We start from the raw sequence: 24,284 nt of genomic DNA, 5'->3' as shown, positions 1-24,284 counted from the left end.
TATAATTGATAACGATTTCATTTATCCCATTATTTTGTTGTGCCAGCATTCCGACAACCAAAAAAATACATTTAATGATAGTCGATCCAAACTGCACCTTGATCGGCTGATCTCACACAGTTCTCAACCCAGCGGACGCCTTCTACTCCCGCCTTGATTCCCGGGTACCATACACCTTCTAACGTTCCTCCGCTGCCAGCTGCAGCCATGGCTTTTGCAAAGCGTGTGTATAAATTTGACCATGCTTCAAACAGACCTTCCGGATGGCCTCCTCCAATCCGGTCATCTGCAAGTGCTTGCGGATACAGATAATCCATTCCCCTGTCCAAAATCATAGCGGGCTTGCCTTGAACTTCGAACTTCAGCTGATTCGGGTGTTCATCCCACCATTCAATACTGGCTTTTGAACCGATGACGCGGATCTTTTGACCGTGCATGGAACCTGCATTTATACATGAAGACCATAAAGTCCCAAATGCACCGTTGTCATACTCCATCATTGTAAATGCATTATCCTCCAGCGGCGCCCTGCTCTTTACAAAACTTTGGCGGGCGCACATTAGCCTTTTAATTTTCAGATGCGGCAGCATGACTTCGGATAGATACAACGGATGTGTGCCCAAATCCCCCAACACATAGCTGGGGCCGGCAACTTTAGGGTCAACCCTCCAGTTTGTACTCGCATTTTGGGATTCTACAGCATCTGAGTGGAATCCATGTGCAAACTGCATATTAACAATGCGGATTTCTCCCAACTCTCCTCGTTCTATCATTTGGCGGGCTTGCTCAATCATCTGATGCCCAGCATAGCCGTATGTAATCCCGATCACCAGATTCTCTGATTTCGCAAGTTTTTCCAGCTCAAGAGCCTCTTCAGTTGTAAAGCATAAAGGCTTTTCACAAATGACGTGCAGTCCGGCTTGTAAAGCTGCTTTTGTGATTTTGTAATGAGTACCGTTCGGCGTTGCGATTGATACAGCTTGAATACCGTCTTCCCGTTTTCCTTCCTCTTTAAACATTGTTATATAGTCGGGATAACACCTTTCCGGTGCAACATGCAGCTTAACTCCAAAGTCTTTTCCTCGCTCTGGATCGATATCAAAAGCGCCCGCAACCAATTCGAAATTATTGTCCCGCAGGGCGGCAGATCGATGAATGTAGCCGATTTGGCTGCTGCGACCTCCCCCTACCATTGACCATCGTATCGGTTTTTCAATATTTTTTTCGCCATTGATCACTTCTCAAACCCCCTCCTTATCTAAAGTTGAAATCCAACGCTTTTTAAATAATCAAGGCTCTGCTTGACGTCCCGCAAACTCGTCTGAGAGAGTCTGGGGTCCCGTTCCTGTTCAATCGTGATATACCCTTGATAGTCGATGTCTTTAAGCAAAGCGCAGATTGAATCGTAATCAATGATACCCTGTCCGATTGGACACATGACACCTTTGGCACAGGCGTCAAAAAAGCGGGTCCGTTCGCCCATCACCTGCTGATAGATGTCTGAATCGATATCTTTAAAATGAATGTAATCCAAGCTCTTCGAGCATTCCTTAAGCCACTTGACGGGATCCATTTTTGAATAATATAAATGGCCGGTATCCAGGCAAAGCCCTGCTGTTTCGTAAGGTATGTCTTCCATTAATTTGATAATCTCGTCTTCAAATTCGAGATAACCGCCGGTGTGCGGGTGAATTACTGGCCGGACGCCGTATTGATTCCACGCCCGGTCTGCAAGTGACCGAATGTGACTCACCATATTGTTCCACTCATGGCGAGATAACCTTTTCGCGTGATCTGGATGCCCGGCGCAATAATCCCTTTCGTCATGTCCCCAGTCAATGATGACCAAAAATGGCGGGTTAAATTTGCCGCTTAGCTTCAGAGGTTTAGGCAGCTGCGTAATTAAAGAGCAGATATCGTCCGCCTGTTTTAGCAGATTGTCGAGATTACCCGGTGATACAAGGTCGTCAAAAATTGTTCCCGCTATGATCGTTAAATCGTGTTTCGCCAGCTCTTCCTGAACCCGCGCGATATCCACAGGGATATATCCGTACGGTCCCAATTCGATGCCGTGATAGCCGGCTTGTGAAGCCTCATACAACACGTGCTCCCACACCGGGAGAAAAGGGTTTTCGGGGTCATCCACACCCCAGCAGCACGGTGCACCAGATATTTTTATACTCAGTTGAAACACCTCCAAAATGTATATATTTATTATAATTTTTCGAAAATTGAAGCGCTTTCATAATATTGTTCAATTTAATCATCTTTTTCTTAATATTCATTTAAAACTTTCACTATCTTGTGATTGTTCACTCGGAACGTCTGTATCTTTTTATTTCGTCCAAAGGTGGCGGTATTTTTTTGGAGGGATTCCAACAATCTTAGTAAAAAGAGTCGTGAAATAACTTGTATTATCGTAGCCAACCATTCCGGCAATCATTGTCACGCTCTCATCCGTATTGATCAAAAGCGATTGCGCCTCACCGATCCGGCGCCGGATAATATATTGAATCGGCGAAAATCCTGTAGATTTTTTAAATACATGAACCAAGTAATAAGAACTGATATGAAATGTTTGCGAAAGCGACTGTAAAGTGATGTTTTCAAGATAATGATTATCAATATATGTCTTAATTTGATTTGATATTTTTGATTCTTCTGACTTCTGGAATGCTGCACGCTCCTTTGGAATTTGTAAAATGAGCGTAATCAGCGAGCTAAGAAGATAGCTGCAGATTTCCTCTGCACCCGTTCTTTCTTCCGAAATTTGCGTATACATCATGTCCAGTAACGATTGAATGCTTGAAGCCAATTCCCCGCTTGGAATTACACAAGAATGTTCGCTTGAAATCAAATGGTTTTCCGGCAATCCGGACAGCTTCAAATTTGTGATGCCGCAGCAAAATACACTTAAATTCCCCTCAGGGTTTGCATATTCATCATGAAGAACACCGTTGTTGTAAATTAAAATATCGCCTTTGGCAATTTTATAAACCCTCTCGCCAATGAGTTGGCTGCCGCTTCCCTCTTTCACAAAAATGATTTCCATAACATCTTCATGCATGTGCATCGCCCGAGGCAGTCTTGTATGAGCATCATCAACATTACATATGTACAGAAGCTTAGGAATTAAACCGTTTTCAAAACTGGGATTAAAATCTTTATTTACAAAATATTGCGTCATGATTTATCCCCCTTAAAACATCATGTTCGTTGTGCAACTTATTTTACCATTCAAAAAAACACCAATCACATAGAATTGGTGTTTTTGCCGTCAACGTATTTAATTATTTTCGCCGGATTGCCGCCGACGATGGCATTGTCCGGGACATCTTTTGTCACGACGGCTCCGGAAGCTATCACTGCATTGTCGCCGACCTTGACGCCGGGATTGATGACCGCACTGCCGCCAATCCAAACGTTCCGGCCGATGATGACAGGTATTCCGTACTCCGCACCGCTTATCCTTTCGGACGGATCGAGCGGATGGGACGCCGTATAAATATGGACACCCGGTCCGAGCATACAATGATCGCCTATCCGGATTTCGCATACATCGAGGAAAACACAGTCAAAATTGGCGAAGAAATTTTCCCCGACATGTATGTTAAAGCCGTAATCACAGCGAAACGCCGGTTCGATGTGGATCGTTTCCCCTGTTGAACCAAACAGCTCTTTGATCAGCTTGGTCCTTTTATTGTCGTCAACTTCGTTCGAACGGTTGAATTCATTCGTGATTTTGCGCGCCTTGAGTCTGTCATGGCACAGCACCGGATCAGAAGCATGATAAAGCTCTCCGTCCAGCATTTTTTGCTTTTCTGTTTTCATTGGTTTGATCTCCTTGACAAGGTAACTTATATTCGCTTTCTGCTCTACAGCAATTGCAAGACTAAACCGCATACTTTTACGATAAAATAAATATTGATGAGCTACAAAAGCAACATCACAGCGCTCCGCTTCTCATGTTTGATTTCATAAACGAATTTCCAAATAAAAAAAACGGCTAAAACTACAATTAAAATACTATCAATGCTTTTAAATATCAGATCCATTCAATCCCCGCTCCCGTTTGATGTCTATATAATCCAATTTTTTCATAACGTGACGGAGCCAGCAAGCCTCTTTCTCAGTTCTCTCAAAAAAATCAAAAAAACAGTTGACGAACCCATCTAATCTGCATATAATAGAACTTGTCAGCAAAACAAATACCCAGTGTTACATATCATGATTCCGTAGCTCAGCTGGGAGAGCGCTACCTTGACAGGGTAGAGGTCGCTGGTTCGAGCCCAGTCGGAATCATACCAAATCGAAACGGCAGGATTTCCAATGGAGTTCCTGCCGTTTTTGTGTTTCGTTTTATTCAATTCTCCTCTATCCCGCCTCAACATCAAAAAACAGCCTCAGGGTTTGAAAGAGTTATGGTAAAATATTCTTTGTACAAAGTTAGGCTCACTCAAGGGAAGTTGGCTCATCCCCTATGAAAGGGGGTGATGCTTATGACAACATACGAAACAATCTCGTTAATGATTGCTTTTGGCATGTTAATTGCCGTGTTGTCGAAAAAAGAAAAATAGACTTCCCTTGAGCCCTGGTAAAGTTCAAAGGGAAAGTCTATTTTAAAATGACGTATGAGCCGAGCCCTTGTTGGGCCGCTTTGTACACGCGACTCGACTGTTGGCGCAGTCGGGTCTTTTTTATTTTATGCATTTCTTAAAGGAGAAATACATCTGGTGCGCAAAATAAATTTGACCTGTATCCGTGCAACACTTGTGGTCTTTTCATTTTGAAATGCATCACGCCACGGAAGATTATACATAGTCTATGTTCAGATTCATATTACCAATTTCAACCCACTAAATCAACTATAAACTAGTTTCATGAGTAAAGCCCTTCAAAAAATTTAAAACCCATCTTAATTCTCCCGCAAGGCTCCTTTTTTCAACATTTCCAAAAATCTCGTCAAAGTTTTTGGGGGCTTTTAAGCAACAGCAATTGCAGCTCTGAATCATAAAATAAATAACAATGAGGGTCATCTCATTGTTATTTAGCTTTGCCCGCTAGTGTTCTCTTAGTCTTCTGAGTTTTTATTAACGAGGCTGCCCCTATGACTCCTGCATCATTTCCTAACTGCGCTAGTTTAATTTTTGTACTGGTTCGAACATGTGGATAGGAAAATGCATGGAAGTATTCCTCTATTCCCTTTAGAAGGGTTTCTCCTACAGCGGATACGCCGCCTCCAATCACAATTGCATCAGGATTCAACAAGTTCCCGATGTTCCCGCAAGCAAATCCTAAGTAAAAATAAAATTTATTGACCGCCATGAGTGCTAATTTGTCATCTTGTTTTGCTTGGTCAAAAACAATCTTAGCCGTTACTTCCTGACCATCATCAATTAACCATTTCAATTTTGATTCACCAGCAAATTCTTCTGATAAATCCCGCGCTAATCGAACCACACCTGTTCCACTAGCTACGGTTTCCAAACAACCGCGATTGCCGCATGTGCATTGATAACCATCATGATCCACAATCATATGGCCTATTTCTCCTGCAGCCCCTTTTCCATGAACTAAATGGCCTTCAACAATAACACCGCCGCCAACACCTGTTCCAAGCGTAATAAAGACTAAATTGGCACAACCATCACCCGCCCCCTTCCAACGCTCTCCTAATGCGGCAACATTCGCATCATTATCGATGCAGAAAGGAATTCCGGTCCCTGCTTCAATCTTTTCTTTAACTGGCTGCAGCGTTTTCCAGCCTAAATTAAATGCTCCACTAACAGTTCCTTTTTCGATATCGACGGCTCCAGGTGAACCCATACCGATACCTAAAAAATCATCAGCCGACAAACGGTATAAATTTAACCGGTGATTAATGGAATGAATGATGTCGGGAATAATATTCTCCCCTTTATTTTGAACATCTGTTTCCATGCTCCACTTTTGTTGAATCTCCCCCTCTTCCGTGAGGATAGCAAATTTTACGGTAGTGCCGCCTAAATCAATTCCGATTAATTTTTTCATCTTTTTTCCTTCCTTATTCACAAAGCCAATCGTTTCCTTGATTAGTTTTAAGATGTTATGGTTTATCTGCTACAGGCTTTGTTTTTTTCAACCTTCGACAATAGCGGAACTGAATACATGTTTCTTCTTCTTCAACAAACCAAGAGCGGTCTGGAAACATTATTTTAGGACTTCTCTTGCTTTTCTCAAAGCAACCCCGACAACTTTGTCCATATCGTAATATTTGTATTCACCTAAACGGCCGCCGAAGATGACATTGTTTTCAGATTCGGTTAACGCTTTATATTTTTGATACAATCCATTGTTCTTACGGTCATTGATCGGATAATAAGGTTCATCTCCTAGTTGCCATTTCATACTATATTCCTTGCTTATAATGGTTTTAGGCTGTGTTCCAAATTCAAAGTGCTTATGTTCAATGATACGTGTGAAAGGAGTTTCGCGGTCTGTATAATTAACGACCGCATTTCCTTGGTAGTCAGGCATATCCAGCACCTCAGTTTCAAACCGCAAGCTTCTGTATCCCAAAACACCGTATTTATAATCAAAATAAGCATCAATAGGTCCGCTATAAACTACTTTTTCTGCAACACTGTTCCAATAGCTTTTATCCTCCAAATAATCCGTATGGAGCTTTACCTCAATTCCTTCTATCATTCGCTCAACCATAGCCGTATACCCGTCTGTTGGTATTCCCTGATAGGTATCGTAAAAGTAATTATTGTCATATGTAAACCTTACCGGTATCCTGCGAATGATAAAGGCAGGAAGCTCTGTGCATGGACGTCCCCACTGCTTTTCGGTGTAACCGCGAATGAGTTTTTCATACATATCCGGTCCAACGAGATTAATAGCTTGTTCTTCCAAGTTTTGCGGATCTTGCACATAGTGGTCTTTGCATTGCTGTCGGATTTTTTCCTTTGCTTCATCTGGTGTTACAACGCCCCACATCTTGTTAAACGTGTTCATGTTAAACGGCAGGTTATAAATTTCACCATGATAATTAGCAATTGGACTGTTTATATATCTGTTGAATTTGGTAAACTGGTTAACATAATCCCAGATTTTTTTATTGCTTGTATGGAAAATATGGGCCCCGTATTTATGCACCTGTATATCTTCCACTTTCTCCGTATAAATATTTCCAGCAATATGGCCGCGTTTATCAATAATGAGACATGATTTTCCGGCTTTTTTTACTTCGTGGGCAAATACGGCTCCATACAGACCCGCGCCTACAATCAAAAAATCATATTTCGGTTTCATAAAAGTCGATCTCCTAAGAGTTTTTTCATTGATTTTTTTATGTCCTGCCAAATGACAAAAATGGCTTTCTATGATTTTTATTTCTTAGAAAGCTGTTTTTATTCTTCAATTAATTAAATCCGACCAATCTTTGCGAGATTTTGTATACCGACACGGAAATCCCTCGTCCAACCCGGCCGGGCAAGTTAATGGTCCGCCCCAAAATCCCGTATTTGAGATGGTAATAAAAATTTATATCCTTCTCTTTAATATACTCCCATAATTCTTTTTTCTTTTTCAGATTCTCTGCTGTTCCTGAACGTATTAATAAAATGGCAGAAACGATCGTAACGATTTCCAGATGGTGAAGCATATACTCGCGAAGCTTTTGACTTGTCACGTTTTCCAGATTCACTTGTTCTATCATAAGCTTGTTAACTTTAATCTGTTGGTCAACCCTTTTAATCATGACACGCTCATTCACCGACTGGTCTTCCCTGCCGATAAAATACCGATAAAAATCAACGTTGATATAGTAGATTTTCTGTACATGTTCAAGGGGCCTGTATACAAATAAATTGTCCACATAAAATGTATGCTTAGGCAGTTCAAGACCGCATTCTTTCAGCAGCTGCGTTCTGTAAATAACAGAATGCATTAAAAGATACTGTCCTTTTCGGAATTGCCCTATATCATTCCAAGTGAAAATGGTTCCTTCCGGCAGGACATTTTCATATTTCATAACCTTCTTGTATTTTGTGCCTTCTTTTTCATAAACAAAATTGCTAATCATCATATCCACTGATTTTTCTCTTGTTATAAAGTCGTGTATCTTTTCAAGTATTTTCAGATATGCCCGAGTATCTACCCAGTCATCACTGTCCACTACCTTTAAGTAGTATCCGGAAGCATTTCGGATACCCGTATTTACGGCTTCTCCATGTCCTCCGTTTTCCTGATGAATTGCTTTGATGATGGTTGGATATTTTTTTGCATATTCATTGGCAATGTCTGCTGTTTGATCTGAGGAGCCGTCATTAACTATCAGTAGCTCTACGTCATCGCCCCCGGGCAATAGAGACTCGATGCAATACCTCATATATTCTTGTGAATTATAGCAAGGAATAACTACTGATAATAATTTCATTAGATTCACTACCTTTTCTTTGCCTATTTTTCAGGTTCTTGTTTAAAAATAATTTTAAAAATCGGGAAGAATACCAAAAAAGATATTCCGCTGTTAATTATCATTGAAATAATATCAGCTGCTGTTTCACCGGTTGAGCCCCATGTATTCATAAACATATGATATATCGGCGCTTTATAGAAGCCTTGGGCCGCCGCCGCACCTATCGTGATGACAATGTATGCGACAAGATACCAAAACGCCGCTCTCCAAATGTTGCTGTTTGATTTAAATGTAATATTTCTTTGAACAAAAAAGTTGATAATTTGCGCTATCGCAATTGTGATTTGGACTGCAAGGAAATAGGCAAGCCCGCCCCCGCCGCCTGCGGTAAGCGAGCCGGCTGCATAGTCAAATACATAATAAGGCGTTCCATCAAAGTTATGACCAAACTGCAACACTTTAAAACTAATTGAAACCAATGACGTATGTTCAAATAAACTTTTAAAAACAGGCATCAAAACAAGCTGCAGTAAAGTCACACCATTACTTATCATAAAAAACAAAAGGAATTGGGCAATATTTGGATGCCTTTCTTTATAAGAATTCCAAAAACCTGCGGTTCCTGCAACTAATTTTTTATTTTTTGTATCGGTGTTACCCATTCAATTTTACATCTCCTTTGCCGCTGTTTCTGCTGGGGTTATTTATTTAGCGGACTTTACCACCTTTTTTCTTTCCTTTAACACATGACTGGCCCCCTTAAAAAATCGGCCATTCACCATCATCAAGATACCATCGACCATTGGCATATTGACGATTCCTCCTGACATTCTGGCAATTCCCCTGAACGGCAAATGATATATAGACATCATCATGAGATTTGCAGTGCTTCTTTTTCCTATTTTTCGTAGAAACCAGTGGGTAAAGCTAATCGAGTAAAATGCCAATTTCCCAAATGCCCCCCTGGCATACTGGCACTGTGCAATGGTATCGTTGTACCCCAGTCGTTTTGTTCGATCCCATTTCGATTCAGGAACTTTATATCCAAGCAAGTTTTCAAATTCTTCTTCACTGACATTGTTTGCATGACCTGAATAATAGGAAGGAAGTTTCTCATTGTCATATGGAATGGGGGCACCTGTACCTTCCACACAAATAGTGTCTCTTAAACGGATATCTGCACTTGATGCACCGATCAAAATTTCATAATCAGCTTGTTCAATTTCCCATTTATTTGTCTTCACATTAAAATAGCGGAAGGTTTTATCATCAAAAGGAATGGTTACGGTTTTGGTTTCTCCGGGTTGTAACAATATTTTTGCAAATCCCTTTAATTCCTTTTTCGGTCTGAATATCGCCTTGGATTTACATCCTACATACAGTTGTGCGATCTCCATTCCGGCGAAATTACCGGTATTTGTTATTTTAAACGCCACACTTTCGTTACCAACCTCAATATCCGTGTATTCAAATGTTGTATAGCTAAGCCCATATCCAAATGGAAAAAGAACCTTCACTCCCGCCGTATCATAATAGCGATAGCCGATATAGGGACCTTCCCGATATTCAACGCTAATCTCTTTACCAGGGAAATGATAAAAGGAAGGCGTATCCTCATAGCGAATCGGATAGGTTTCCGCCAATTTACCGGACGGGTTGACCTCACCAGTCAATACCCGCAATATGGCACTAGCACCAGCCTGCCCACTTAAATACCCATGGACCAAGCCTTTTACTTTATCAATCCATGGCATTTCCACCACGGAACCGCAAGACAGAACGGCAACAATATTTGCGTTTACTTTATATAATGCATGTAATAGCTCAATCTGGTTCTCTGGAATCTTCATGTTTTGTCTATCAAGTCCTTCGGCTTCTGTTACTTCATCAAGACCTATATATAAAAGAACAACATCCGCCTCTTTTGCGAGGTCACACGCTTTATTTATTTTTTTCTTATTCTTCTTTCCATAGCGCTCAAAGCCAGGTTCGAATCCGATACTGTCAATTCCTGATTGATCCAGAAAATCTAGTGTTCTGTCTAGTTTAGTAGGATTAATATTTGAGGAGCCGGCGCCTTGGTATCGCGCTTCCTTCGCGAAGTCTCCGATCACAGCCACTCTTTTTCCTTTTTTCAGCGGTAATATGTGATCCTCGTTCTTCAATAGAACTATCGACTCTTCTGCAACCTTTTGCGCCATTCTGTGATGCTTTTCCACATCAATCTCTTTATGTTCCGCCTCGAAAACCGCCTCCGTTGTAAAAATAAGCTCCAGTAATCTGTCTACACATTCGTCTAGAACTTCTTCTTTAATCTTCCCCGCTTTCACAGCCTTGACAATTTCCCCATTGGTCTCCCCTGAAGTCGATGGCATTTCCAGCTCATTACCGGCAAGTAATCCGGCAACACGGTCATTGCTTCCGCCCCAATCGGTCACAACAACCCCTTGAAAATCCCATTCATCCCGGAGGATATCCCGCATCAAATGGATGTTCTCATTCGTATAAGCACCATTTAACAGATTATAGGAAGACATCATGGTCTTTGCTTTACCTTCTTTAATAGCGATTTCAAATGCGGTCAAATAGATTTCCCTTAGCGTCCTTTCATCGACGATGGTATCGATCGCCATACGTCTTTCTTCCTGATTGTTTGCCGCAAAATGCTTCACACAGGCTGCTACCCCTTTTGATTGAATACCTTTAATCATTCCCGCGGCCAGTTTCCCGGCCAGATACGGATCTTCACTGAAATACTCAAAGTTTCTTCCTGCCAATGGGCTTCTCTTCATGTTGACCCCAGGCCCAAGAAGGACATTCACTTTCTGAGCTACAGCTTCTTCCCCCAGATATTCACCCATCTTCTCTCCCAGCTCCGCATTCCAGCTATTTGCAATCGTTGCAGCTGTTGGAAAGCAAGTCGCCGGAATACTGGGATTCAGCCCTAAATGGTCGGCAGCTGCTGCCTGTTTGCGAATTCCATGCGGTCCATCAGCAAGAAACATACTATTAATGCCTAGGCGATTGATGTTCTGAGTTTGCCAAAAATTTTTGCCTGACATTAAAGATGCTTTTTCTTCTAATGTCATCTTTCTAATTAAATCTTTATGTTTCATCTCGATTCCTCTTTTGCAGTTTCGGCAGTACCAGGAAGTACTGCCGAAACATTGTTTTTGATCGTACAATTCATCAGTCTATTTTTTAATGAAACTTATATTCAAACGTTTTCAGGCTGAAATATTGACTTTATTCTGCTTTTTGAGTTTTCTAGTGACGAATACAATGATCGCAAGAGCTGCAAGTAGAATGACAACATTTGCAGCAATCAGCCAGTACTGCCATAAAGGCGTAATTTCAACAATTCTGGAACTTGTAGATATTCCATTCATAGCGTTGCTGTTGACAATGGAATAGAGAATATTGTGAACAGATTCTCTTAAATGATTGACCACTGTAGGAGTTAACTGATCATTACTCAGCTTCCACAGTTTGGAATCCGTGTTCAACCAGAGGTTCGTTCCAGCTTCAATTCCTTCTCTCAGATCCTGGTAGGCGAAGTGAGAGAGGGATGCCTGATCGGTTACGACAGTACCTTTAAAGCCCCACTCATTTCGAAGAGTTTCCGTCATAAGGCCTTTATGGCCGCCTGCCCAACGAGCCCCAATTCTATTCATGGCTGCCATAGCACCGCGAGCATCTCCTTCACGGACAGTGGTTTCAAAGGGTTTTAAATAGATTTCGCGCATCGCCTGTTCATTTGCAAACACCGCGCCGCCTAGACGATTCGTTTCCTGATCATTCAGTGCAAAGTGTTTCATATACACAAAAGTGCCTTTTGATTGAACACCTTTAACTTCACTTGCACTTAACTTACCTGATAGAAAGCCGTCTTCAGAGAAGTATTCAAAATTTCTTCCACCAAATGGGGCGCGGTGAGTGTTAACACCTGGAGCATACCAACCTGCAACCTCATTTCGAATGCCATCTTCCCCAACTGATTCTCCCATTTCTTTAATGAGTTTCACATTCCATGTCGAGGCCATTACGACTTCCGCCGGATAAGCCATCCCCTGTTTATTTCCGCCCACAAGCGTATTGGAGATTCCTGCAGGGCCATCCAAATTTGATGTTCCGGGAAGATTGATTGATTTAATCGGTACAGTGGCATACCCGCCCATTCTGACAAGTTTAGTCATTTCATCAACAGTCAGTTGATTCAGCAAGACATCCCAAAGTTTATCGTCATAATCACGCCCTATAAACATGGCAGCATTTAATTTTCCATATTCTTTACTAATTACACCGGTTTCAGGCATGACAGCATCCTTATCTTCCGTGTATGAGATGGTAAGATCGTCAAGCAATTCCTTTGATGCGGTTAAGGAACCATCCTCATAAGTTGAAGGCCATGTACCTTTCCAGTCCTTTCTGGAAAGATATTCAAAAGAAGAATCATAATGTTTGATGTCAACACCATCAAACTGATTGGATATTTTATTACCCGTTACTGCAGACTCCGCATAAGTGGTAGAATCAAGCGTATCAACAGTAAAATTCTTTACTAATGCCGGATTACCATCATAATCCATACCGTCATCAGTAGTTTTACCCTTTGCTGCGAGTATGTTATTCAAGGCATCATGTGCGTTTTCACCTGCTGCGAAATAATAATCTCCAGCATCTACAATGTATGTCCCTTTGCCGTTGGCATCGTATGTTTTCATTTCTTCTTTATCCACTTCAATCGTAACGGTTTCTGACTCGCCTGCTTTCATTTCCGAAGTTTTTGAAAATCCTACCAACTCAACAGACGCCTTTTCAATGCCGTTATCTTTGTCATATTTTGTATAAGGGGATTGCATATAAATCTGAACAACGTCTTTTCCCGAAACAGAACCCGTATTCATCACTTTTAAAGAAACTTCATATTTATCATCTTTTTCTTTCACTCGGTAATCGGACCACTTAAATTGCGAATATGAAAGACCATATCCGAATGGGAACTGAACCTGCTCGGAATAATTGTAATCGCTTTCTTTTTCGTTACCTAGGACTACATCCTCATATCGAGTCTCATAATACTTATATCCGACATAAATGCCTTCACCGTAAACCATGTATGCATTGCCCTTATCAACTTGACTGTTAGCTATTTTGTAATTCCCGAAATTAGCCATAGCAGGAGAGCTAAATGCATCATACGCATAGGTATCAACTAAATTTCCCGATGGATTGACGCTTCCATTCAATACCTCACCGATTGCATATGCACCGGTCTGTCCCAGAGCACCGACTGAAATAGCAGCATCAATGTTATATTCATCTAAAAAACCTAATTGTATAGGGTTAGATGAATTGATTAGAACTACGACAGTTTCAAAGTTTTCTTTTGCAAGCTTAAGCATGTCTTTTTCATTGTTATCGATTTCAAGATAATGATATCCTGTAGAAAGCTTGTCGGTTGCAAGATCAGAGTGCTCTCCACCGGAGCGGCCGATCACAACCAGTGCAGCGTCATTGTAATCTTTGAAGCTATTGATTTCCTTATCGGTATACACACTCTGCGGAACTTCATTTACCTCAAAAGATCCCTTCCCTTCTATGTCTGGTGTTTTCTTTCGATAAGAAGAACCTGCGCCGGTCTGATAGAAATCCCAAAGCGTTTTATTGACTTCGAATCCGGATTTTGCAAGCACAGTCTTCAAATCCGGTACTTTTGCAGTTTCAACAGAACCGGAACCGCCGCCTCCATAAACGAGGTCAACTGAGTTCTGACCAAGAACAGTAATTTTTCCCTTAGACTTAAGCGGCAATGCATTGTTTTCATTCTTCAACAGCACAATGCCCTCTTCTACAAGTTTCTGCACTACCTCTTCTGCGCGAGCTTTCTGTTTGTCTGCAGAAGCAAACGAACTCTTATAATATTCATTGTCTTCCTTATCTTTATCATCAGTGACAATTTTGCTGGTCGGATGACTTAAATAGATTGAGATAATCTGCGAATAATTTTTGGCATAAATATCCCCTGCAATAACCCCTATAATCAGCACCGCACTTACTATATATAAAATAATGGCTGCGGGCTTTGATATTTTTTTCGTTTTTTTCATGTTTTTCCTCCATCATTTAATTAAACTTAGTAAGCGGACTATATGGACTATGTCAATTTAGCTACTCAAACTGAATACGCTTACATACTTAGCATTTAATTGTGGGCGCGCTTAAATTAATTGCTTTACTTGAATTTACCATATAGATCAAACGAAGCATATCAACGAAAAGTTCCGGGGCATAAACTTTTCGTTGATTATAAAAAAAAGCCGTTTTAACTGGCTGTTCGCCCATCAAAACCGCTCAACTTTATCTTTGCAATAATCCTTTATATAATTTTTGAATAAAGATACGGACTTTGATTCTATGTCTCTTTTCCTGCTGACCAGGTAAATATTCTGAGGGATTTTTTCCTTCAATCGAACGAGTTTAAGCCTATCGTCATGATGCGCCTCTTCAACAAAGTCCACGGATACTGCAACATATCCGTTTGCCTCACAAAGGGAGTGAGCCGTTTTAATATTTCCAAACTCGTGAACAATATGCGGAGTGAAGCCATGTTCCAAACATTTATCGATCAAGCTGTGCTCCTTCCCCTTTTCAACAGATTTAATCACTAACGTTTCATTTTGTAAATCAGTTATCGAGATCACGTCTTTAGCTGCCAGGGGATGCCTTTTAGAAACAAGGATTACAACTTCTCCGGTTCCGATCAAATCGCAGTCGCAATTTTCAATTTCTTCACTGCCCATGATTAAGCCTACTTCTGCTTCTTCTTGAAACAAGTCACCTAAAGGATATTCATCCGGCAGCTCTCTTAATTTCATTTGGATATCGGGATACTGATTCGAAAAAGCAAACAGAATTTCTGCAGGAACCATTATCGTTGTTGAGAAGGTAACCACGACATTTAATATGCCATCTTTACCGCTCATTATACTAATCTCTTTCACCAAGTCATCCATTAAATAACAGATATGTTTAGCTCGGGCAAACAATAATTCACCGCATTCTGTGGCTTCCATTCCATGCGACCCTCTAATAAACAATTTTGCCTCCAAATCCATTTCAAGTTGTTTAATCGTCTTACTGAGCCCTTGCGGGGTAATAAATAAGTCTTTAGCGGCAGCAGTAATACTTTTCTTTTCATAGACTTTGATGAAATATTCTAATACCTCTTTATTCATAATTTTCTCTTCCCTATATTTCCTGTCTTAGGGCTCTTTTTCATTTTGCTTCTTTCTTTCAATATATGAACAAGCCCTTTAAGAAAACGACCATTTACCATCATTAAGATCCCATCCAGCATTGGCATATTTACGATCCCGCCTGTCATTCTGGCAATTCCCCTGAATGGCATGTGATAGAATGACATCATAATCAAATTGGCAATACTTCTTTTTCCTATTTTTCGCAAAAACCAATGAACAAAAATGATCGCAAAATAAATAAGCCTTCCTGAAACCCCTTTTGCATATTGGCACTGTTCTATAGTATCGTTGTAGCCCAACGGTTTTGTCCGGTCCCATTTCGGGTTGGGAGCCTTCCGTCCCAAAAGGGTTTCAAATTCTTCCAGACTGATATTATGTACATTTGCGGAGTAATAGGTTGGCAGTTCCTCCTTATCGTATGGAAGAGGCGCGCCTGTACCTTCTACAAAAAGGGTATCCGCTAATCGGATATCGGTACACGATGCGCCAACCATAATGTCGTATTCGGCTTCTTCGATTTCCCACTTATTCGTCTTAATATTAAAATACCGGAATGTTTTATCATCAAAAGGGATCGTTACTGTTTTTGTTTCACCTGCATTGATGAAAATCTTGGAAAACCCCTTTAATTCCTTTTTCGGTCTGAAAATATCCTTGGATTTGCACCCCACATAGAGTTGTGCAATCTCCATCCCGGCAATTTTCCCGGTATTTGTTATTTTAAATCTGACACCCTCATGATTAACCTGAATATCGGAATACTCAAAGGTTGTATAACTAAGCCCAAATCCAAAAGGGAATAGAACATTAAGCTCAGCTGTATCATAATAACGGTAGCCAATAAATGGACCTTCTCGATATTCAACGCTTACTTCCTTTCCTGGAAAATGGTAGGAAGGTGTATCCTCATAGCGAATTGGATAGGTTTCAGCCAATTTCCCGGAAGGATTCACATCACCTGACAACACTCTTAGAATGGATCTTGCTCCTGCCTGTCCGCCTAAATAGCCATGTACAAGTCCTTTTACTTTATCAATCCATGGCATTTCCACCACAGAACCGCAAGAAAGAACGGCCACAATGTTCGGATTGACTTCATTTAACGCGTTCAATAAATCGATCTGGTTTTTTGGGATCTTCATACTATGCCTATCCAAACCTTCAGCCTCTGTCACTTCATCCAGGCCAATATACAGAAGAACGACATCCGCTTTTTTGGCGAGTTCACATGCTTTTTCGATTTTCTTCCGATCTCTCTTCCCGTATCGTTCAAAGCCGGGTTCAAAGCCGATACTGACAATTCCAGACTCCTCGAAACAGTTGAGAGTGTGATCCAGTATTGTTGGATTAACGATAGATGACCCTGCTCCCTGGTAACGTGCATCTTTGGCAAAATCCCCAATCACGGCAACTTTTCTGCCAAATCGGATGGGTAAGATATTGTCTTCATTTTTAAGAAGGACTATTGATTCTTCAGCAGCCTTCTGCGAAACCCTGTGATGCTTTTCCACATTAAATTCGAAGTGAGGTTTATTAAAGACCTCATTTGTAGTAAAAATAAGCTCTAGTAATCGATCAACACATTCGTCTAACACTTCTTCTTTCATCTTACCGCTTTTGACTGCTTGGACAATTTCCCGGTCGGTCTCTCCTGCAGTAGTCGGCATTTCCAACTCATTTCCGGCAAGTAATCCTGCAATTCGGTCATTGCTTCCTCCCCAATCGGTGACAACTACCCCCTTAAAATCCCATTCGCTACGCAAGATATCCTGCATTAAATGTAAATGTTCATTCGTGTAAGTTCCGTTTAACCGATTATACGACGTCATGATTGACTTAGTCTTACCTTCTTTGACCGCAATTTCGAAGGCGGTAAGATAGATTTCCCTAAGGGTTCTTTCATCGACAATTGCATCAATCGTCATACGTCTTTCTTCTTGGTTGTTTACCGCAAAATGTTTCACACAGGCGGAGATTCCTTGTGATTGAATACCTTTAATCATACCTGCGGCAAGTTTTCCGGCTAGATACGGATCTTCGCTGAAATATTCAAAGTTTCTGCCGCATAAAGGATTTCTCTTTATATTAATACCAGGTCCCAATAAGACATTCACATTTTGCGTAACCGCTTCCTTTCCGAGATACTCCCCCATCTTTTCGGCCAGATCTTTATTCCAACTATTTGCTATCGTTGCAGCTGTTGGAAAACAAGTTGCGGGGTCCCCGGCATTGAGCCCAGGTTGTTCTGATCCGACTGCCTGTTTTCGAATCCCATGGGGGCCGTCTGCCAGAAGCATGCTTCTGATACCTAGACGATCTATGTTCTGAGTTTGCCAGAAATCTTTTCCTGACATTAATGATGCTTTTTCTTCTAACGTCATGTCTTGGATTAATTCTCTATATTTCATTCGCGATTCCTCTTCTTATCTTTTCAGTATTTCCCCATAAGATGTGCCAGCAAATTATTTTGATTTATTATAATTGTACAAAAAATATTTTTTTATAGCTATTGATAATATTAGAGTGGTTCTGTCTGTCAACGGATCCTTTGGAAAACCTCAAGCAAATTTTTTATTCTATATTTATGTTCTTATAACCTTTTTTCGTATTGGTGCTGAAATAGTTAGTTTAACATGATGTCAGTTGAATCTTTATCTACATTAGAATATAAAATCCTGCGAATAAGTCTGAATTTGTAGAAGGTCACTGTTCCAGTGCCGTTTCTTCAACCGGTCATCCGGAGGGCTATGAATTGATCTCTAATTGTTTTTCCCTGCATTTTCCTCAAAGAATTTGAAAAATTCCAGTTTGTCCCCATCCGTAACATTCGAAACTTAGTGCAAAACGATTATGTTAATCCTGTAACTTTCATGTAATTAAATAACATTTGACTGATTGATTTTTAAAAAAAGTTGTTTTTTAGTTTTTAAGTTTTATTTTAGGACTAGAAAACAAGTCCTTTGGCTGATTGAGAGACAGCCAACCCCTGCTAAAATAAAGTTCGTCTTGTTGGGAAATATTTCTCTAAAAGGAGGGCCGATTGTTAAAGGACATCGAAATTTGAAAGGAGAACAATTGTGGCTAAATCTATCATTTCTGGTTTTATTTTATTTTTTCTGCTTATTTTCTCGGCAGCTGAACCAACATCAGCGGCTTTTTGGGATACAAAAGGAGACAACGTTATTCATGATCCTTCCATGATTAAAGAAGGAAATACATGGTATACATTCGGTACTGGTATCGGCAATGGAATCCGCGTCATCAAATCGACAGACGGAAAGACGTGGAGCGCAGCGCCAAGTATATTTACAACTCCATTATCATGGTGGAAAAAGTACGTGCCAAACCATGAAAAAAACCAATGGGCGCCTGATATCAGCTATTATAATGGTCGCTATTGGCTTTATTATGCGGTATCCGCGTTCGGCTCCAATACTTCGGCGATCGGACTCGCTTCAACAGACCGAATCTCTTCCGGAAATTGGCGCGACGACGGGCTTGTCACCCGGACGACGACCTCGAACAATTATAATGCGATCGACCCTGAGTTAGTCATTGATAAAGAAGGAAATCCGTGGCTGTCCTTCGGCTCATTTTGGAGCGGCATCAAGCTGACAAAGCTTGATAAAAAAACGATGAAACCTACAGGGAAGGTTTATTCCATCGCATCAAGACCGAGCCATGGCGGAGCGGTTGAAGCGCCGTCTATCACATATAAAAACGGCTACTATTATTTATTCGTTTCGTTCGATAAATGCTGTCAAGGTGTGAACAGCACTTATAAGATCGCTTACGGCCGCTCAACCAAAATTACGGGACCTTACTATGACAAAAGCGGCAAGAAAATGACGGAAGGCGGAGGCACAATCCTCGATTCCGGAAACGACCAATGGAAGGGCCCGGGCGGCGCAGATATCGTGAACGGCAACATCATCGTCAGACATGGTTATGATGCGCTTGACAACGGGGCGCCTAAGCTGCTGATCAATGATTTAAACTGGGATTCCAAAGGCTGGCCGAAGTATTAGTTTTTAAACCAAGCAGATGTTTTCTGCTTGGTTTTTACTGTTATTTTAGCAGTTCCAGCTGTATAAACACTCCATCCCAAAATGATCATGCCACTGTATTCATCATCCAGGGCTCGTTCAACAGATCCTACATCTATGTATAACAAAACGGATTATAAAAGTGCCCGATTTTCCTTTTTGGAAGAAAGTCTTGAAAGGCAAAAGACAATCAAGGTCAAATCCAAAAAAAATTTAATCCGTCATATCTTCAAAGTACCGATCATTTTGATCAACTTTTTTAATAAATCCCTCTAGAGAGTCAGCTATTTTTTTATCAAAAAAGAATACTGGTGACTTATCGGAATCATTTAAATCAAGCGTTACATATACACCTTCATTGACCTCATAAAAAACAAGCTTGTCTTCATCTTCATATATACCATCTAAATCAGGGTCAAATTCGTAAATATCTTCCCTTAAAGTGATATCTGCGATAGTAGCGGGATCTAAAAATCTGTTTATTGCATTATTATTCCCATTTATAAACCCGTACCCAATCTCTAAATAAAATTCTCTGAGCTCTTTAGGAAATAGAAAACCAAGTCTATCTTCCGCTTTTATTAGATCGTTTTCTTCTAGCTCATAAAACTCATGATGACTATTTTTTATAAAATTAAATTTGTACAGCCTCATGAACCTCCTTAGACATCCTTATAGATGGTGCACCTTTGCCATGAATATCCGATTGATGCTCATCAGGAATTCAGCCGGGCAGATATCCCCAAATTGCATAATCCACCTTCCAACGATAAATTTCCTCCTGACAGACAACAGAGCCAGGCCGCCAAACGGTCATACCTTGCTGTTTGATTCCACTATCCGCACCGCTTCTTCCTCTGCGCCATTTTGATAAATAATCAAGCGGGTTGCGACACCATCCTCCAAAATAAAATCCACTTCAACAGACAATGACCTAAGGAAAAAGCGCGTTTCCGAGGCTGGAAATAATTCAAAACGGATCTGTCCGGTGATTTGCATATATAGCCGGTTCTTATCAACTGTCACGTCAGCGGCGGTGCCATCTTGAAGTGAATAACTTCCGACATATCTTTTGTAAATGGCCGGATCGATCTCTTTTTTCTTTTTATCGGCAGGGCGATCAGGGATTTTGTAGGCCTTGTCAAACAGGATATTTTCAACGGCTTCAAAGATGGCCTGTTCATATTCATCATCCTGTTCCACATTGCTCAAATAAATGAAGGTTTTTCGTTGATCGATATATCGGATCATTACGGTTGAATAGCCTGGCCAGCCGCCGCTGTGACCGACAATTCGCCCTGTTTCAGGACTGTCCCGAAGCACCCATCCACACCCGTAATCTACGGACTCTCCGTTTTTCAGAGACGCGGGAGAAAAAGCAAGCTCTTTTGAGACTTGATTGATCAAACAATCTGCATATAAGGCTTGGTCAAACAAATATAAGTCATGAATGGTTGAGTTTACGGTTCCGTCCCCCTGAATCCCGTCAAGATAGCAGACATATTTTGTTTCTTCAAGGTCATCAGGCAGAACGTACTGTTCTGTATGCACGTCATACACATATCCATACGCATAGTTCTCAATGGTTTCAGGTTGAAGCCTTCTGTTATACACCCTTGAGTTCCGCATTTCCACCGGTTCAAAGATACTTTTTTTCATATATTCGGCAAAACTCAGACCGGATGCCTTTTCAATGATAACCGCAAGCAGCACATATCCCGTATTGCTGTACAGCCAACCTTCACCCGGGGCAAAATAGCGTTGCGGCTGATGATTCATCAGCATATCAACGATATTTTGATTAACAGCAATCTTGTTATGATCCCAATGTTGTAAAAACCACTCCATATAATCGGGCAGACCCGACGTATGTGTCAATAAATCGTGAATCGTTATGCCTTGATAGGGAAATCCGGTTATCCACCGTTCTACGGGATCCTCGATATTCAATGTCCCTTGCTGTGCTAATTGAAGGATGCCCAAAGCAGTGAACGGCTTAGATAGCGATGCTAATTCAAATAAGGAATCTTCCTGCAATAAACGCTTATCTGCCAAGTTTGCATAACCGAAGGCGCCTTGATAAAGAATGTCTCCGTCTTCAGCGACTAACACCGCCGCGTTGATCTGACTTTTTTCATTTAACACACTAAACAGGTTAACAAGTTGTTCTCTTTTTTTCTGTTTCACTTTTCCACCTCCCTTTCTTTATACGCATATGGAAATAAGAGGTTTCAATAAAAAAAGACAAGAATGGCACTATTATACAATTCTAATAAGTTTCTGAACATCCTTTTCAGTACGATGTGAGCCACTAGATCCTGCGCAAATGAATGTCAAATTGACTTTTGATTACGGCGAAACAATGTTGCAAACAGCAATAAAACGTTGCTTAAAAGACTTGCGGCCCCTAACCAGATCAGCCATTCTGCGTTTGTCCCCCAGGAACATCCAATAATGATCAGAGCAATGCAGCTTGAGAAAAAGGGGCCTGTCCTGTCTAATTTTGTGCCGCGGTGAATGGTTTCCTTTGTCTGCCGGATTTTATCTTTTGCATGATACAGCTTCTCCTTCACCTTGATTTTAAAAGTTGTTGCTTTTGCATAAAGATCATTTTTCATTATTTTCTCCTCCATAGCGGCGTTTCTCAAATTCTCCGAGAATCCTTTCTGTATCTAACGAATTCCCCACGCCAAGCTGAATGTTTGCATTCTCCTCAAAACCGTCCTGTTCTTCACCGTCAAAACGGTAAAGCTTTTGCAACAGCCGCCAAAATGTCGCAACCTCTTCGGATGTAAACTGCTGAAACAAGTCGGCCATAAAATAGACAGACCTTTCGGAACAATCCACCAGCGCTTTCTTTCCTTCAGCGGTCATTTCAATATTAATGGAGCGTTTGTCTTTTTGGCTTGGCACTGATTTGACATAGCCTTTTTTGATCAGGCCGTTCATCAGCTTGTTGGCGGTCTGTTTGGTTGTGCCAAGCTTTTTGGAGATATTCGTAAGCGTGGCAGTTTCAGGCGGCAAATGCGCGATGGCGATGAGCGCCATGTGTTGCCTGGACGTTAATATTCCATGTATTCGTCACCGCGGGTTTGCACCTTATTGACAACTGAAAACAATGTCGCATAGCTTTGCTGCATCAAATGTAATTCGTTGATTAAGCCGTTGATATCCATTTGTTCTCTCCTCCGAACATAGTCAACATACTGACAAATTCACAATATCTTTTTTGGAAAAATTGTCAACATGGTGACTATTTTCGTGAATCTATCATCATTGATCAATTAGGCATTCCGTTTTACACTATTTAATTATCAGATAATTGAAAATATAGAATGCGAACAGGAGGATGATCATGAATTCTTCTCTCATTTCAGCGGATGATACATGGATGCTTTGGGGGTTTATTGCGGTGTGGGCGGCTGTGAGCATTTATTTGGAGCAGCGGTTTCGCTGGGCTGCGGCTGTATCGGGGGCCGTATTGGCACTGGGCGGATCGATGCTGTTTACGAACGCAGGGATTCTTCCGACCGAGTCGTCCGTTTATGATGCGGTGTGGTCCTATGTTGTTCCGCTTGCGATTCCTTTACTGCTTTTTCAAATCAATGTGCGGAAGATCCTGAAAGAAAGCGGCAGACTTTTGATGATATTTTGCCTCAGCGCCCTCGGCACTGCGGCCGGAAGCGTCATTGCTTTCTTTCTGTTTAACCAACAGATTCCTCACCTTGATAAAATCGGCGGGATGATCAGTGCCTCTTATATCGGCGGAGGCGTGAATTTTGCGGCAATGGCTGCGAAGTTCTCAACTCCCGGTGAGTATGTATCATCAACGGTGGTTGCGGATAATTTTATGATGGCTCTTCTTTTTTTCATTTTAATGGGGATACCGGCGCTTAAATGGTTTCAAAAACGCTTTGGCGTTCAAGAAGGGGCGGGCGGCCGCGAAAATCAGGCGGAAGCCTATTGGAAGAGAAAAGAGATGTCCTTACAGGACATTGCTTTAAACATCGGAACAGCCTTTGCGATCGTTGCTGTATCTGTAAAAGCAGCGGCCTTTTTCAAAGAGCGTTTTCCTTCTGACGGCGGGTTTCAGTTTCTTGCCTTTATCCTGGGCGACCAGTTTCTGCTGCTGACGACGCTGACAATTTTGCTGACGATCGTCTTTCCCCGCTATTTTGAACGGCTGCGCGGCTCACAGGAAATCGGGACTTATTTGATTTACTTATTCTTTGTCGTGATCGGCATTCCGGCAGACTTGCGGATTATCTTCATGAACGCCCCGCTCCTCCTGGCATTTGTCTTTGTGGTTGCCATGTCCAACCTGCTCGTATCGCTCTTCGCCGGAAAGCTGTTTCGTTTTCGGCTCGAGGAAATTCTTTTGGCCTGCAACGCATCTGTCGGCGGACCGACGACAGCGGCGGCGATGGCGATTGCCAAAGGCTGGCAGGGCCTCGTTGCTCCGGTGATGCTGGTCGGGACGTTCGGATATCTGATCGGCAATTATGTCGGCACCCTCTTGGGCACCTGGTTTTCCACCCTGGTTTAAACACAAAAAAAGCCGCAGATTCCTGA

Annotated in this window: 18 protein-coding genes, 1 tRNA gene and 1 pseudogene; 4 read left to right on the top strand and 16 right to left on the bottom strand. The window is 41.4% G+C overall.

Going from position 1 to position 24,284, the window contains the following annotated elements; translation table 11 throughout:
• Nucleotides 1-71 precede the first annotated feature (71 nt).
• The 4 genes from BTA31_RS07920 to BTA31_RS07905 form a co-directional block, all read right to left on the bottom strand.
• Complete coding sequence (locus BTA31_RS07920) at nt 72-1,238, bottom strand: Gfo/Idh/MocA family protein (RefSeq protein ID WP_076790593.1); 1,167 nt, start codon at nt 1,236-1,238, stop codon at nt 72-74.
• Nucleotides 1,239-1,258: 20 nt separating this feature from the next.
• A complete protein-coding gene (locus tag BTA31_RS07915) occupies nt 1,259-2,104 on the bottom strand; it encodes a sugar phosphate isomerase/epimerase family protein (protein ID WP_239693151.1) in 846 nt (281 codons plus the stop codon).
• 231 nt (nt 2,105-2,335) lie between these two features.
• Nucleotides 2,336-3,187 carry an AraC family transcriptional regulator gene (locus BTA31_RS07910; RefSeq protein ID WP_076790591.1) on the bottom strand — a complete coding sequence of 284 codons (852 nt, stop codon included), beginning with the start codon at nt 3,185-3,187 and terminating at the stop codon, nt 2,336-2,338.
• 65 nt (nt 3,188-3,252) lie between these two features.
• Nucleotides 3,253-3,831: a maltose acetyltransferase domain-containing protein gene (locus BTA31_RS07905; RefSeq protein WP_076790589.1), complete on the bottom strand. Its 579-nt coding sequence runs from the start codon at nt 3,829-3,831 to the stop codon at nt 3,253-3,255.
• Nucleotides 3,832-4,229: 398 nt separating this feature from the next.
• On the opposite strand from BTA31_RS07905, the gene BTA31_RS07900 reads away from it, so the two are divergent.
• Together BTA31_RS07900 and BTA31_RS23260 are read left to right on the top strand one after the other, a co-directional pair.
• A tRNA-Val gene (locus BTA31_RS07900) sits at nt 4,230-4,302 on the top strand.
• Nucleotides 4,303-4,493: 191 nt separating this feature from the next.
• Entirely contained in the window at nt 4,494-4,577 is an 84-nt protein-coding gene (locus BTA31_RS23260) for a putative holin-like toxin (RefSeq protein WP_016886607.1), read from the top strand.
• Nucleotides 4,578-5,043: 466 nt separating this feature from the next.
• Here the strand turns inward: BTA31_RS23260 and BTA31_RS07890 are convergent, their stop codons facing one another.
• From BTA31_RS07890 to BTA31_RS07855, 8 genes are all read right to left on the bottom strand, one after another.
• Nucleotides 5,044-6,030 carry an ROK family glucokinase gene (locus tag BTA31_RS07890; RefSeq protein WP_076790587.1) on the bottom strand — a complete coding sequence of 329 codons (987 nt, stop codon included), beginning with the start codon at nt 6,028-6,030 and terminating at the stop codon, nt 5,044-5,046.
• 159 nt (nt 6,031-6,189) lie between these two features.
• Complete coding sequence (gene glf / locus BTA31_RS07885) at nt 6,190-7,296, bottom strand: UDP-galactopyranose mutase (RefSeq protein WP_076790585.1); 1,107 nt, start codon at nt 7,294-7,296, stop codon at nt 6,190-6,192.
• 109 nt (nt 7,297-7,405) lie between these two features.
• The gene (locus BTA31_RS07880) at nt 7,406-8,422 is read right to left on the bottom strand and encodes a glycosyltransferase family 2 protein (RefSeq protein WP_076790583.1); all 1,017 of its coding nucleotides are present in this window, start codon (nt 8,420-8,422) and stop codon (nt 7,406-7,408) included.
• Between the two features lie 23 nt (nt 8,423-8,445).
• Nucleotides 8,446-9,066 carry a hypothetical protein gene (locus BTA31_RS07875; RefSeq protein WP_076790581.1) on the bottom strand — a complete coding sequence of 207 codons (621 nt, stop codon included), beginning with the start codon at nt 9,064-9,066 and terminating at the stop codon, nt 8,446-8,448.
• A 42-nt stretch (nt 9,067-9,108) separates the two neighbouring features.
• Nucleotides 9,109-11,520 (bottom strand): beta-glucosidase, encoded by a 2,412-nt coding sequence (locus BTA31_RS07870; protein ID WP_076790579.1) that lies wholly within the window; start codon nt 11,518-11,520, stop codon nt 9,109-9,111.
• A 111-nt stretch (nt 11,521-11,631) separates the two neighbouring features.
• The gene (locus BTA31_RS07865) at nt 11,632-14,514 is read right to left on the bottom strand and encodes a glycoside hydrolase family 3 protein (RefSeq protein WP_076790577.1); all 2,883 of its coding nucleotides are present in this window, start codon (nt 14,512-14,514) and stop codon (nt 11,632-11,634) included.
• Nucleotides 14,515-14,748: 234 nt separating this feature from the next.
• Nucleotides 14,749-15,642, bottom strand: coding sequence for a LysR family transcriptional regulator (locus BTA31_RS07860; protein WP_026586467.1), 894 nt, complete (start codon nt 15,640-15,642; stop codon nt 14,749-14,751).
• The gene (locus BTA31_RS07855; protein WP_043925672.1) at nt 15,639-18,074 is read right to left on the bottom strand and encodes a beta-glucosidase; all 2,436 of its coding nucleotides are present in this window, start codon (nt 18,072-18,074) and stop codon (nt 15,639-15,641) included. The genes BTA31_RS07860 and BTA31_RS07855 overlap by 4 nt, the downstream gene beginning before the upstream one ends.
• Nucleotides 18,075-18,740: 666 nt before the next feature.
• Here BTA31_RS07855 and BTA31_RS07850 point away from each other — a divergent pair.
• Nucleotides 18,741-19,694: an arabinan endo-1,5-alpha-L-arabinosidase AbnA gene (locus tag BTA31_RS07850; protein ID WP_076790575.1), complete on the top strand. Its 954-nt coding sequence runs from the start codon at nt 18,741-18,743 to the stop codon at nt 19,692-19,694.
• A 231-nt stretch (nt 19,695-19,925) separates the two neighbouring features.
• On the opposite strand, the gene BTA31_RS07845 is transcribed toward BTA31_RS07850, so the two are convergent.
• The 4 genes and pseudogenes from BTA31_RS07845 to BTA31_RS07830 form a co-directional block, all read right to left on the bottom strand.
• A complete protein-coding gene (locus tag BTA31_RS07845; RefSeq protein WP_076790906.1) occupies nt 19,926-20,360 on the bottom strand; it encodes an SMI1/KNR4 family protein in 435 nt (144 codons plus the stop codon).
• 165 nt (nt 20,361-20,525) lie between these two features.
• Nucleotides 20,526-21,899 (bottom strand): serine hydrolase, encoded by a 1,374-nt coding sequence (locus BTA31_RS07840; protein ID WP_076790572.1) that lies wholly within the window; start codon nt 21,897-21,899, stop codon nt 20,526-20,528.
• A 146-nt stretch (nt 21,900-22,045) separates the two neighbouring features.
• Complete coding sequence (locus BTA31_RS07835) at nt 22,046-22,330, bottom strand: hypothetical protein (protein ID WP_076790569.1); 285 nt, start codon at nt 22,328-22,330, stop codon at nt 22,046-22,048.
• Nucleotides 22,320-22,888, bottom strand: a pseudogene (locus BTA31_RS07830) (MarR family winged helix-turn-helix transcriptional regulator). The gene BTA31_RS07835 and the pseudogene BTA31_RS07830 overlap by 11 nt, the downstream one beginning before the upstream one ends.
• Before the next feature lie 179 nt (nt 22,889-23,067).
• Between BTA31_RS07830 and BTA31_RS07825 the strand changes: the two are divergent.
• Complete coding sequence (locus tag BTA31_RS07825; protein WP_076790567.1) at nt 23,068-24,258, top strand: DUF819 family protein; 1,191 nt, start codon at nt 23,068-23,070, stop codon at nt 24,256-24,258.
• The last annotated feature ends 26 nt before the right edge of the window (nt 24,259-24,284 follow it).

Origin of the sequence: Bacillus haynesii (assembly GCF_001969855.1) — a bacterium.
In the GTDB taxonomy this organism is placed as follows: Bacteria; Bacillota; Bacilli; order Bacillales; family Bacillaceae; genus Bacillus; species Bacillus haynesii.
This window is presented reverse-complemented; position numbering and strand designations above follow the sequence as displayed.

Bases quoted from the DNA above. Each gene is read 5' to 3' on its own strand.
- BTA31_RS07910 (WP_076790591.1), bottom strand. From the start codon at position 3,187: ATGACGCAATATTTTGTAAATAAAGATTTTAATCCCAGTTTTGAAAAC.
- BTA31_RS07905 (WP_076790589.1), bottom strand. From the start codon at position 3,831: ATGAAAACAGAAAAGCAAAAAATGCTGGACGGAGAGCTTTATCATGCT.
- BTA31_RS23260 (WP_016886607.1), top strand. From the start codon at position 4,494: ATGCTTATGACAACATACGAAACAATCTCGTTAATGATTGCTTTTGGC.
- BTA31_RS07890 (WP_076790587.1), bottom strand. From the start codon at position 6,030: ATGAAAAAATTAATCGGAATTGATTTAGGCGGCACTACCGTAAAATTT.
- glf (WP_076790585.1), bottom strand. From the start codon at position 7,296: ATGAAACCGAAATATGATTTTTTGATTGTAGGCGCGGGTCTGTATGGA.
- BTA31_RS07880 (WP_076790583.1), bottom strand. From the start codon at position 8,422: ATGAAATTATTATCAGTAGTTATTCCTTGCTATAATTCACAAGAATAT.
- BTA31_RS07875 (WP_076790581.1), bottom strand. From the start codon at position 9,066: ATGGGTAACACCGATACAAAAAATAAAAAATTAGTTGCAGGAACCGCA.
- BTA31_RS07870 (WP_076790579.1), bottom strand. From the start codon at position 11,520: ATGAAACATAAAGATTTAATTAGAAAGATGACATTAGAAGAAAAAGCA.
- BTA31_RS07865 (WP_076790577.1), bottom strand. From the start codon at position 14,514: ATGAAAAAAACGAAAAAAATATCAAAGCCCGCAGCCATTATTTTATAT.
- BTA31_RS07860 (WP_026586467.1), bottom strand. From the start codon at position 15,642: ATGAATAAAGAGGTATTAGAATATTTCATCAAAGTCTATGAAAAGAAA.
- BTA31_RS07855 (WP_043925672.1), bottom strand. From the start codon at position 18,074: ATGAAATATAGAGAATTAATCCAAGACATGACGTTAGAAGAAAAAGCA.
- BTA31_RS07835 (WP_076790569.1), bottom strand. From the start codon at position 22,330: ATGAAAAATGATCTTTATGCAAAAGCAACAACTTTTAAAATCAAGGTG.
- BTA31_RS07825 (WP_076790567.1), top strand. From the start codon at position 23,068: ATGAATTCTTCTCTCATTTCAGCGGATGATACATGGATGCTTTGGGGG.